The organism is Arthrobacter sp. 2RAF6 (genome assembly GCF_052115205.1).
Classification (GTDB): Bacteria; Actinomycetota; Actinomycetes; order Actinomycetales; family Micrococcaceae; genus Arthrobacter.
On record NZ_JBFRGF010000046.1, the window covers coordinates 22,933 to 34,649 of the forward strand.

Annotated in this window: 10 protein-coding genes and 1 pseudogene; 5 read left to right on the forward strand and 6 right to left on the reverse strand. The window is 61.6% G+C overall.

Going from position 1 to position 11,717, the window contains the following annotated elements:
• Positions 1-2 precede the first annotated feature (2 nt).
• Genes AB4Z38_RS22485 through AB4Z38_RS22495 form a run of 3 tightly spaced genes read right to left on the reverse strand, consistent with a single transcriptional unit; the run spans position 3 to position 3,065 of the window.
• Positions 3-1,181: a M24 family metallopeptidase gene (locus AB4Z38_RS22485; protein ID WP_441431755.1), complete on the reverse strand. Its 1,179-nt coding sequence runs from the start codon at positions 1,179-1,181 to the stop codon at positions 3-5.
• Positions 1,178-2,035, reverse strand: a complete 858-nt coding sequence (locus AB4Z38_RS22490) for a PfkB family carbohydrate kinase (RefSeq protein ID WP_441431756.1) — start codon at positions 2,033-2,035, stop codon at positions 1,178-1,180. Before AB4Z38_RS22490 ends, AB4Z38_RS22485 begins: the two co-directional genes overlap by 4 nt.
• Position 2,036: 1 nt before the next feature.
• The gene (locus tag AB4Z38_RS22495; RefSeq protein ID WP_441431757.1) at positions 2,037-3,065 is read right to left on the reverse strand and encodes an SIS domain-containing protein; all 1,029 of its coding nucleotides are present in this window, start codon (positions 3,063-3,065) and stop codon (positions 2,037-2,039) included.
• Between the two features lie 170 nt (positions 3,066-3,235).
• Here AB4Z38_RS22495 and AB4Z38_RS22500 point away from each other — a divergent pair, with 170 nt between their 5' ends.
• On the forward strand, positions 3,236-4,345 hold the full coding sequence (locus AB4Z38_RS22500) for a LacI family DNA-binding transcriptional regulator (protein WP_441431764.1): 1,110 nt from the start codon (positions 3,236-3,238) through the stop codon (positions 4,343-4,345).
• Positions 4,346-4,847: 502 nt separating this feature from the next.
• Here AB4Z38_RS22500 and AB4Z38_RS22505 read toward each other — a convergent pair.
• The 3 genes and pseudogenes from AB4Z38_RS22505 to AB4Z38_RS22515 form a co-directional block, all read right to left on the reverse strand.
• A pseudogene (locus tag AB4Z38_RS22505) lies at positions 4,848-5,018 on the reverse strand (ISL3 family transposase); the annotation flags it as partial.
• Between the two features lie 408 nt (positions 5,019-5,426).
• Positions 5,427-6,491: a LacI family DNA-binding transcriptional regulator gene (locus AB4Z38_RS22510; RefSeq protein ID WP_441431758.1), complete on the reverse strand. Its 1,065-nt coding sequence runs from the start codon at positions 6,489-6,491 to the stop codon at positions 5,427-5,429.
• Between the two features lie 161 nt (positions 6,492-6,652).
• The gene (locus tag AB4Z38_RS22515; RefSeq protein ID WP_441431759.1) at positions 6,653-7,312 is read right to left on the reverse strand and encodes an HAD family hydrolase; all 660 of its coding nucleotides are present in this window, start codon (positions 7,310-7,312) and stop codon (positions 6,653-6,655) included.
• A 461-nt stretch (positions 7,313-7,773) separates the two neighbouring features.
• Between AB4Z38_RS22515 and AB4Z38_RS22520 the strand changes: the two genes are divergently transcribed.
• From AB4Z38_RS22520 to AB4Z38_RS22535, 4 genes are all read left to right on the forward strand, one after another.
• Entirely contained in the window at positions 7,774-8,679 is a 906-nt protein-coding gene (locus AB4Z38_RS22520) for a carbohydrate ABC transporter permease (RefSeq protein ID WP_441431760.1), read from the forward strand.
• Positions 8,676-9,566 (forward strand): carbohydrate ABC transporter permease, encoded by an 891-nt coding sequence (locus AB4Z38_RS22525; protein ID WP_441431761.1) that lies wholly within the window; start codon positions 8,676-8,678, stop codon positions 9,564-9,566. The genes AB4Z38_RS22520 and AB4Z38_RS22525 overlap by 4 nt, the downstream gene beginning before the upstream one ends.
• A 40-nt stretch (positions 9,567-9,606) precedes the next feature.
• Complete coding sequence (locus tag AB4Z38_RS22530; protein WP_441431762.1) at positions 9,607-10,992, forward strand: extracellular solute-binding protein; 1,386 nt, start codon at positions 9,607-9,609, stop codon at positions 10,990-10,992.
• Between the two features lie 72 nt (positions 10,993-11,064).
• Entirely contained in the window at positions 11,065-11,685 is a 621-nt protein-coding gene (locus AB4Z38_RS22535; RefSeq protein ID WP_441431763.1) for a hypothetical protein, read from the forward strand.
• The last annotated feature ends 32 nt before the right edge of the window (positions 11,686-11,717 follow it).

Here is an 11,717-nt window from a genome sequence, read left to right on the forward strand (position 1 = left end):
CATCAGAACGACCGGCCCAGATCAAGCGGTGTAAGTGCTTCAAACCCGTCGTCCGTTATGAGCAAAGTGTCCCCGAAACGGGCGCCGGCCACACCGTCTACATATACCCCTGGTTCGATCGCGATGATCATCCCCGGCTCGAGTACGGTGGGGTCCCCGGCCTTGATCTCGGGCCACTCCGGGTCGCTGAGTCCAATTCCGCGTCCGGTCCGGTGCCTGAGCGCGGACGTGATGCCGGCGGCCTCGATGGCGTCGATCGCGGCCTGGTGAACTTCGCCTGTCGTGACGCCCGGCTTGATGCGGTCAATGGCGGCTTCCTGCGCGGCACGTGCGGTATTCACGATCCGGAGTACCTCCGGTGAGAACGGCTCCTCTCCGATGCGGATGGGACGGTCGAAACAGATCCCGTGTCCGAAGAACGGACGTCCGCAGTAACAGACCTGGAGGATGTCGCCGTTCTGCATTTCCCTGCCTGCGCCTACGGCGTGGGGCCGATGTGAGCGGTCAGGACCAGAGCCCATCACGTGGATGCCCTGGATCAGCGGGGAGTGCTCGATGTCCCCGCCCCACCAGAACGCTGCACGCTCGATGCCCGCATCGCGGGAGGCACGAACGACTTCCCATTCAGGGACTCCAGGAGCTGCCGCGGCGACCGATGCCTCGAACTGCCGGACGGCGATGTCGGCCGAGCGACGGACGACGTCGATGGTTGCCCGGTCTTTGACTTTCCGCACCTCCCGAACTGCGGGTGTAGCATCGCTGATCCTGTCCGCGCCGAGCTCTGCCCTGAGGGCTTCAAGCGCAGCCGCGGATGTGGCGTCGTAGTCAATACCAATGCGTGCGGAGGGGCCCAACGGCTCAAGCTGTCGCACCAGCGCCTCGATCGCGCTGCGGGCTACACCCTCTTCCTCCCATTCGATCCACTCTTCGGCGACCGGGATCCAGGACTGCTGCCGGAGCTCGGAGGTCTCTATGCGCGGAGAGACGAAGCGGGGTTCGCCGTTCGCCGGCACCACGACCCAAATGGGACGGACGGTGGCGATGCCATCGACCCCGCCAAGGAACCGGTGGTTATCGAAGCTGCTCAAGGCGAAGGCATCAAACCCAAGATCCCGGATAGCGCCTTGCAGCCGCGCCAGGCGAGCTCGATAGTCATCGACGGTTGGAAACGCGAGTGTCATTGTCTTCCTTCATTCGTTAGTTCGGCTAGGGCCGAGCCGGCGGTCGGCGGGACGAGTGACCGGCCGTACCCATATCCTCCGGGCACTCCGCAGACCTCTGCAGAGTAGAAGGCCGCTTCCCCGGCTGCTTCGGTCAAGCCAACGCCCTCCCACAGCCGCACAACCAGCCGGGCGATGAACGAGTCGCCGGCGCCGAGGGTATCGACGACCTGCGCGGGAGCGGCCTCCTGATAATGGATCCGCTCACCGTTCGAGATCGCGGCCCCGCGGGCCCCGCGGGTGACGATCACCCAAGAGGCGCCCTGCGCGTGGGCCCAGGCGATCTGCGCCTCCACTTCGGCGGGGGTGCTCTCCGGTCGGGAGAACGTCGCTACAGTCACCGAGGGCAGGAGCGGCTTCGCGTACGCATTGTCGCGGTCGGAAAAGTCGTACGAGACGGCGGTACGGGACGCGATGGCAGGCAATGCCGCCTCCATCCGTATCGTCTCGCAAAGGTGGACGATGTCGAACCCGGCCAGATAGTCGAGGTCCGCGTCATCCGGGGTGAAGATCGAGACGCCCTTTTCGCAGAGACCGAACGAGCGGTTACCCGTCTCGTCGGTGTACACCGTTGCGAAGGCAGTTTCGCCCTCGGCGCGGCGGACACGGTCTATGCGCACGCCCTCCGAGAGCAGACTCGACTCCACGAGGTCGCCCTCGTCATCTGTCCCGATCACACCGACGAACGCTGTGACTGCGCCGCTGCGCCGCGCATGTACGGCCACGTTGACGGCGTTGCCACCGGGGTACATCAGTCCTTGATCGACGTAGCGGTCCACGACATTGTCGCCGAGGCCGCAAAGACGCACTACCATCTCAGTACTCCACCGTGAACATGTAGCGGCGGCGTGTCAGCGGGTTGCCGGTGATGGCTTCCAGGTGCTCAGCGAGTCGCTTCGAGAGAGTTGAGAGCAGGAGCGGCGTGACTTCGCCGCGCAGCTCAGCCGGGACGCCTTCGAGGGCGAAGCGGTGGGAGTCAACAATGTGGTGGTTGGCGTTGTAGCGGCCCAGGAATGTCTTCAGACGGTCGATCTGGCCGCTGCTTGCGTCCTCACCGCTCCAAACGAGCACCGGAGTGTCGTTGTCGATGATTTCGAAGGCGCCGTGGAAGAACTCGTTGGCGTGGAAGGCGGTGGCCCGCATCCGCTGCATCTCGAGGAAGTAGCACATGGCCATGCCGTAGCCGACCGCGTAGTTGGGGCCGCCGGCAAGCACGTAGGTTTGGTTGCCGGCGGCGAGGGACTGTGCGATTTCTGGGAAGAACTTGTCTGCCTCATCGTGCGCGCGGTCAAGTGCTGCCGGAAGAGCCTCGAAGGCGCGGCGGATGCCGTCGTAGTCCCCGGGCACGCCGGTTTCTTCGAGTAGTGCGTAGCCGAGCTGCGAGATCAGGACCTGCTTCGGCGCCAGGATGGTGCGATTGCTTTCGTAGACGAGGACGTCGTCTCCCAGCAGGGCAAGCGGCGTGGTGTGGTCCTTGGTGAAAGCGACCACACGGGCCCCAGCTTCACGGGCAACCTTGGCGGCATTCAACGTTTCCTTCGTTGTGCCGTGGTGGGAGGCCACGAGAACGAGCGATCCCTTGCCGAGCTGGCCAGGGCGGCGAACGACGAATTCGTCGCTGTTCATGTGGAACACCGGGAAAGCGGTGCTGCGGCTTTCGAGTACGTAGTGGATCGAGCCGAAGTCGTTCAGCGATCCTCCGCAGCCGATGAGGAAGACATTCTTCAAGCCGGCGGCGACAACCTCCCGAGCGATCTGCTGGGTGCGTTCACGCTGGGCAATCGCGCCCTGGACGATGGATACGAACTGGTCGTCTTTGTCGACGACGGTGGTGGTGACTGACACGCTCGGCACATTCCTTACTTAACGTATGGACTTCATGGGAAGCTTCCCGAAATAAAATGGGAAGCTTCCCAAGTTCTGATATGGGAAGCTTCCCATGAGACCTATGACACAGTCAAGACCCGCATCCTGACTTGGTGAAGGGCCCCCGTCATGCGCTGTATCCTGACTTGGTGAATGGAACGCGCAGACCGCCGACAATCATCGACGTAGCCGATGCCGCGGGCGTCGGCCGTTCCACTGCGTCCCGCGTGATGAAGGGCCAGGCGGGCGTCAAGGCCGCCACCCGCGAGAAGGTTTTGGAGGCCGCCGAAAGGCTCGGCTATTCGCCCAATCCTCTGGCCCAGGGCATGCTTTCCGGCAGAACACACACCATCGGCGTCGTGCTCGCCGACGTCGAGAACCCGTTCTTCGCCCAGGCCACCCGCGCAATAACCGACACCGCTCGCGACAACGGCTATGACGTCATCCTCGCCAACACTGACGATCGTCCGGAAGCGGAACAAGCGGCAGTTCGGCTGATGCTCGACAAGCGCGTTGACGGCATCATCGTTTCCCCGGCCAATTCCCTTCAGATCGATCATCTACAACGTGCACTCCGAACGACGCCCGTCGTGTTGATTGACCGCAAAGCCCCCGCGCTCGGGGTCGACACCGTGGTCATTGATAACTACACGGCTGCATTCAGGGCGACCCAGCTGCTCACTAATCTCGGGCATACCCGGATCGCCGTAACATCGAACGCCCGTCGCGCCACTCCCGAGGCACCCTTTATCTCCTCCGTGACCGAGCGCTTCGACGGAGTGCGCGCGGCCCTACGCGCGGCAGGTATCACACCGACCCCTGAGCTCTTCTGGATTGGCGGCTGGAATTCCGTTCCCCAGCCAGCCGCCATTGCACGGTTCGCTGAAGGTGACCGTCCAACGGCCGTCCTCTCCACGGACAGCCTGGTTGCCCTTTCTACCCTCTCAGCTGCCCGCCGCGCCGGGCTCAGGGTGCCCGATGATCTTTCGCTCGTTACCTTCGACAACGCCCCATGGAGTGAGGCCTTCAGCCCCGCTCTTTCGGTCGTTTCGCAGCCCGTGAGCGAGCTTGGTGCCACGGCAACACGCTTAGTGATCGAACGAGCCAAGGGCTACGCAGGACCCCCGCGCGAGGTCCAACTTCAAAGCGAGCTGATTGAGCGTGAATCCACTCAACGTCGCGAGAAGCCGTCCGCAGGGCCAATCTGCCGTCAGCCGGTTGCGCGGCCCAAGTCTTCGACAGAGCGTCCCGACCGGTGACGATGCCGTGGGCGGGCCGGTAATGCCGCTATCGAGTATCCCGGCCCGCGTTGCCGTCGAACGTAACCCCCTTTTGTCCTTGGTCTGATGCCCTCCGGTCCTGCCCGGTAGATCGACCTGGTGACCGAGAGCTTCCTGTTCATGATCATGTTCAGCAGGACATCCCGGGCCACCCGTATTCGACCGCGGCGGAGGCGTACCAATCGAGCTCGTCTGGGACGCTCAGCTTGTCCAACAGCACGGTGTGGCCGTCCAGGCTGCGGTGTCCGGTGCCACGCGGCGCACAGGCTTAGTGTCCGGTCTCAGTTTTGTTGACCACGCTGACGTGGGCATTTGGCAGATAAGTTGAGACAAATCGTGCCGCGGCCGTCTCAATTTAGTTGGCCATCCCGTATGCGCCTCAGATGCTGGAGTGACGTGTCTGCTCTTGCGTGCGTGGATTGCGTAGTCATCGGGTCGGCGTGGCCAACTCGAGTGAGACGAGCGGCCTCGATCCGTACCCACGCGAAACACCCTCGGCGCCGTAGCGAGAACACCACTCGTCCGGCTCGAAAACATGGCACCCGATCACCGTCCGGTCCGGGCCGAGCCACTGTCCCACGGCGCGGAGACCGAGTTCGTCGAGGCGGCAGAAGGTCGTCAGGTTAGGGACCTGGAAGGTAGCGTGATGCACCCTCAGGTCTTTCGGACAGAAGGCGTAGGAACCTCCGTCCTGGAGACCTCGACGCCTACCACGCCGCCGCCGCTCACCCCACCGCTACACCCTCGTTCGCGAAGAGCCCGATTACCGAAGCACGCTGGCCGTCCGGTTTGCGGTCGCCTTCTATTCTGCCCCAATGCCCCAGCGGGCTCCCATGGCACCAGCGCGGTACGAGCACCTTGATGAGCTCCGTAAGGCTGCGTCAACGTGTAAGTCACCTGCACCGGATGCGACGCGGTCACCTTGCGGATCATGCAGCTACTCACGGTGGCACTTCCGTCCAGCGCTTAGAACGTCATGGGAGTCAGGGAGGGCTGGGGAAGATAGCGTCCTTGAGGGTGATCTCACCGTCATGAATGAAAAGTTCTATGGAGTTACGGTCTAGGCAGAGGACACGCTCTGGGAATCGCTGACGTCGTCCAGCACGATGTTGGACGTAGAACCCAGTTCGCGTGCCGTTCGTCCCGGGACCACCATGCCTCGCAATGACACGAATCGGTCCTGATCCGTGCGCCCTTCGATGCGATCTATCAGCAGGTCGACAGCGGTGCGTCCCATTTCCTCCACGGGTTGCCGGAAAGTAGTGAGACCCAGATAGGGAGCCGCAAGGGGGCCAAAGCCGTCGTAGCCGGTCACCGCGTGGTCGGCGAGGGCGGACTTGCCCCGCTGCCGCAGGACCTCCAGGACGTCCATGGCGGCAGTGTCGGTGGGGCACATGATTGCCGAAACGTCGGCGGCACCAATACGGGCGCTCACGATTTCTGCCGCTGCGAGGTCAGTTGGCGAATTCCACACGGTCGGCGTCGCCCCCGCGGAGCGTATGGCGTCGATCATGGCATTCCCGCGTGAGCTGTACCTCAGCGAGTAAGACTTGTCCACGAGAACAACGGCGATTTGTCGGTGGCCAAGTGCAAGCAGATGTTGTGCGAGAGCATGTCCGCCGTCAGTGTCGTCGCAGGCAACACTGCTCATGCCGCGGCTCTTCTCGTGCCGGCCCGCAACGACGATCGGGACGCGCTCAAGGAACGGAAGGAACTGCTCGGAAGGAAGGCGGGCGGGGGCGATCACGAGCCCGTCCACTTGGAGTGAGATCAGATTCTTTATCTCACGGAGCGCGTCGGCGACCTCAAGCTCGCCTGCGTTTGTGGTGGCGACGATCCGGTAGTCGCGGCGCTCCGCTTGCGACTGCATGCCGGCCTGTAAATAGGCGTAGTACGGCTTCCTGACATCTCGAAGAACGACGCCCAGGGTCCTCGTCCGGGCGCTGGCCAGGCCTCTGGCCATCGCGTTCGCTACGTATCCCAATCGATTCGCGGCGTCTTCGATGCGTTTACGCGTCGCCTCATTGACCCGGCCTTGGCCGAGAAGGGCCCGCGAGACTGACGACTTGGACACGCCGGCCTCAGTCGCAATATCAATAATCGTCGGCGTCTTCGCTCTTTCCATCCTGCCGCCTCTTATCTGGTTGTCGGGCCTAAATACGTCAAGGAGCCAGTGATCTTTCCTACTAAAACTATAGCTAGACGGTCGTGCCCGTACGGATTTGGTGGGTGCGGCCGCCCTGCCGTAACTGACCTTGTCGCGAGGATCTCTCGGCGCCTGACGGACTAGGTAGCAGTGGCCGGCAGCAGTCCGTTCTCCGTTGGGCCGTGTGCGGCGATGGCTTCGAGATATCCGCGCAGATTCTCGGCAGTCGTGAAGACGTGACCAGCGATGCCAAGGGCTTGGGCTGCGCGGATGTTTTCCTCACGGTTATCGATGAACACCATTTCAGCTGGCTTCACATCAAGTCCCGAGAGCGCTGCCTTGTAGATCTCGGCGTCGGGCTTGATGCTGCCGAGTTCGCCGCTGGTAAAGACCTGTTCAAAGAAGTCCCCGAGCATCCCGTGGCGGTAGTAAGAGGCGAAGTCTGGACCTGCGTTCGAGAGGAGGGCCATCCGCGTGCCGCCTTGTTGGAGGTCTATGAGAACGTCGAGGGTGCCTGGGTCGATGGCAAGCCAGCCGCGGAAATCAGTCAACCAGAGGCGGTGCAATGTTCCGGTGTCCCAGTTCATTCCCAGATCGTGCCGGATGTTGCGCCAGTATGCCTTCACACTGAAAGCGCCTCGGTCCAGTGCGTCTCGGTGGGACCAATAGGCCTTCCAAAAAGCCGAGGCCTCGCAACCGGCCAGCTCGAGCAGCTGGGCGCGGTCGGCGTCGGTGGGGATGATTGAGATCACCTCTCCATAGTCAAACACGATGACTTTGCCCGGAATGCTTATGTTCATCTGACTTCTTTCTTCAGTTTCTGTCGGCGTCGTCGGATTGTGGCCCGCGGCCGTTCCGTGCCGACGCAGGCACTCTTGGCTTTTCGACTCACCGGCAACGGGTACACGTAGCCTTCGCGTCTAGGCTGACCCGCTGCATCGCAAGCTCCAGGTCGATCGCGTGGCCTGCATGTTCTGCGGGCACGCCGGCAAGAACCAGGACGTCCGTCACAAGCTGGCCACCCGCTCTTGACGAGGGCAAGTCAACTCAAAAAGTTCGCAAAATAGCCCATTATGCGGGAACGTTCCCCTCATTAATTGAGATCGTAACCTGAATTCAATCGCTCAGCAAGCCCCGCAATGTCGGGGTTTATCCATACTCTGTTTGATTTTCGGCTGCTTGTCATTCATATGGATCCCTGATAATTTCAATGAAACCTTGGGAACGTGCCCGCAAGGGTGCAGGCAGTAGGGAGCTACTAATGCGTGGCAGTACCACTTCGAGATCTGCGAGCAGATGGGGAAAGAACGGCCTGGGTCCGTGGCTGATCCTTCCGGCGATTCTGCTGCTGTCGGTGTTTCTCATCTGGCCTCTCGTGAGAACGGTCCAGCTCAGCGGCTATGCGAGTGACATCATCGGAAACCCCACCCGCTTTGTGGGGGTGGGGAACTATCTCGCGTTGATCACCGACGCCGGGTTCATTCACACGGTCGTGATCTCGATCGTGATCGCCGTGCTGGGCATGGTCCTGGCAACGTTCGCGGCATTGTGCGCGGCTCTCCTGCTTCGCAGCCGGCTGCCGGGCCAGGGGGCCTTTAATGTGATCTTCTCGCTGCCATTCGCCTACTCGGCAGCGTCGGCCTCCGCGGTGTTCGCGGGCCTGTTTGCGCCCTCGGTTGGGATATTGAACATCATCCTCGGCAATGTGGGCGTTGCCGGGCCCGACTGGTTGAGTAATCCGTTTGCTGCGGTTTGGGCGATCGCAATCGCGACCGCCTGGTACGAGTTCGGCTTCGCGTTCCTGGTGCTCACCGCAGCCGTACGTGATGTGCCCTCGGAAGTCATTGAGGCGGCTCAGCTTGACGGTGCGAGCGGCTTCGGCTTGGCAGCCCGAATCCTGGTCCCCGCAATGCGGCCAAGCATCCTCTTCCTCACGGTGACGCAGACGATCACCGGGCTGCAGACGTTTGCTCAGATTCAGGTCCTCACCCGTGGCGGCCCAAGTGATGCGACCACGAACTTCGTTTACCGCCTCTATCAGTTGGCGTTCGGAAGCGGAACACCGGATTTCGGCCGGGCATCGGTCACCGCCGTCGTGCTCATCGTCATCGTGGCAGCAATTACTGCACTTCAATTCCGGCTCTTTGGACGGGACAAGACAACGTGAGCCCGACAAAGACCCTCATCTCTCCGGCACGGCCGGTTGTCGGCAACCTTGACAGGTCCCGCGGCTGGCGTGCGCCGCGAGCGGCGACACTCATCAGATTCGGGGCCGTGCTGGTTGTTGCGGCAATCGTCTTCCTTCCCGTTTACGTCTCTTTCGTCAGCGCGTTCACCCCCAACGGTGAAATCGCACGGAACGGGCTCTTCCCCGGGTTCAGCAACCTGACATTGGGGAACTTCACTGAAGCGGTCACCTCCATTGCCCTGCTCCCGCAGTACCTGGTCAGCATCGCGGTCGTTACTTTGCAAACGACCGCCCAGATCGTCACGGGCGCACTGGCCGCATACGCTCTTGTGTTCCCTCGATGGCGAGGCCGGGGTCTGGCCTTTGGAGTCGTCCTGGTAACGCTCGCAATTCCGGGCGAGAGCATCGTCATCCCGAACTATGAACTCGTCAGCCAGATTGGCTTACGAAACACGATCCTCGGCGTCGCAATTCCCTATCTCGCCGCCGGATATCCAATCTTTCTACTGAGGCAGGCTTTCGCTGCAGTACCAACCGAAATCTGGGAAGCAGCGAAACTCGACGGCTGCGGTGACCTCCGGGCCCTTTTCACGGTCATCATGCCCTCGTGCAGGCCCCAAGTAACCACCGCAATCATATGGAGTGCCCTCGCGGCCTGGAACGGCTTCTTCTGGCCGCTGCTAATCACGGATACGGCTGATGCCCGGACCATCCAAGTGGGCATCTCACAGCTCGCCGCCGCCGAATCGAGCAGCCCGTCGGTACTTTTCGCAGGAACGCTGCTTGTCGTTGTTCCCACGATGATTCTCGTAATCGCCGCTCAACGCTTCCTCATCAACGGACTCGCCCGAGGCGTCCTCCGCTAGCTTTGCCCCGTTCGTACCCCACCCTCACAAAGGAATCATCATGATAAAGAAAGGCCTGACCGTCGCGCTTACAGCGGTGGTCATCGCAAGCCTGGCGGCCTGCGGATCCAGCTCAACAGGTGAAACAACCACCTCATCGAAAAGCTCGGCACCTGGCCCATCCGCACTCGCGGACGCCAGCGGCATCACAAAAATCTCAATATGGCATGGTCTGGGTGCAGCCAACGGCACCGCATTCCAGAAAGCCATCGATGACTTTAATGCCGGCAATCAGGGCAAGATCCAGGTCACTGCCACGTACCAGGGCGTCTACGCAGACCTCCTGGCGAAGTACAACGCCTCGATTCGAAGTAAGTCCATTCCGACGATCGTTCTCGCGGGGGATATAGCAACGGGCTTTCTCACCGATGTCAAGCAAAGCATCCCCGCCGCTGACATGGCCAAAGCCAACCCTGATGACCTGAAGCTTGATGATCTCGCGAAGCAGGCCACGAACTACTACACCGTAAACGGTGTGCAGCAGGCTGTGCCGATGAACGTTTCGACCCCGATGCTGTGGGTTAACCGCGACATCCTGAAGCAGGCAGGCATCACCGACAACGCCTCACTTGCCACCTTGGACGGCGTCGTGGCCGCCGCGAAGACCATCAAGGACAAGACCGGCGTGTCGGGGTTCAGCATGCAGGCCGACGACTGGTACATCGAGCAACTAGTCGCCACGGCGGGCCAGGATTTCTGCGCACCCGGCAATGGACGAACAGGTAGCCCGGCCACTGGAATTACCATCAATACGGGTCTGGCAAAGACGAACATCACCAAGATCGCCGATCTCTACAGGTCCGGTGTAGCCGTTGATGGCGCCCCTGACGGTTCGGCGGCTATTTCCGCTTTCCAGGCCGGGAAAGTGGGGATGATCATGATGAGCTCCGGCATCCTGGGCGCGCTCAAGAAGGGTGCACCGTTCAACTATGAGGCGCTCCCGTACCCGACTTCCGGGCCCACGGGTAAGTCCGGTCCCGTCATTGGCGGCTCTGCGCTGTGGCTCAGCGCCACAGCGACGCCGGCAGAACAAGTCGCCGGCTGGAAGCTCGAGACCTACCTGACCTCGCCGCAGACACAGGAGACGTTCAGCCACGCGACCGGTTACGTCCCGATCAATGTCAAAACGTCTGACTCGCCAACGCAGAAGGAGTTCCTCGCTGCCAACCCGAACTCACAGGCGTTCGTGAACCAGCTGGGAAGCACCCCGGTCGTTTCGTCGGCCGCGGGCTGCGTATCGGGCGCCATGACCTCAATCAAGTCCAGCAACATCGGCCAGCTTCAGGCCGCATTCTCCGGTCAGAAGTCCGTTGAGGAGGCACTTGATGCGGCGGCGGCCGCCGCGACAGAAGCGATCAAGAAATACAAGGACCAGCTCGGCAACTAGCGAGCCTCCACGTTTGCGGGCTGGGACAGGACATTCGGTCCCAGCGCGCAATATTCACCGGAAAGCAGCACATTGAACGACATCAGATACGGGGTCTTCCTCAGGCCGGACCCTGCCACTTGCTGGACCGTCACCCAGATCTACCAAGCCGTAAACCAGCAGTTCGGGCGCATGTCTGCGATAGCGTTTGCCCCGCACGCGACTCTGGCCGGAAACCTCGCAACAGGGTGTTCAGTGGAAGGCCTAATCGCAGTCCTCGATCCTGTCTTTTGCGCCGTCGGACCCATCCCGATCTACAACAGCGGGCTCGAACGAAACAGCAAAAACGCTTTCGAGTACAACATCAATCTTGCCGCGGACGGGTTGGCGGCCAATCAACCCCTGGCCCAGGTTGCATCCCAGGTAAAAGCCGCTGTCATGCCGCTTTCCGTTCCGGTCAATGACTTTCTGGTCACCCCCGTCGACGAATATCCTTTCGCCGCGCACTTGAGTCTTACCGGGCACGAGCTTGTCCTCGATGGCCGTTTGTCCGATGAAATTGGGGAGTTTATCGCCGGGCTGCCGCTCACTCCTCCTGCCTCGTTTACGTTGCGCTGGTACACGCTGTTCGAGTTTCGTGCTGATTGGGACGGGCCATGGTGGGAGCAAATGACCTGGCGCCACATCAAGTCCTGGGACGTGGCGAAGCTATGAACCGCCGGGATGGACAGCCCTGGCTCAACAGA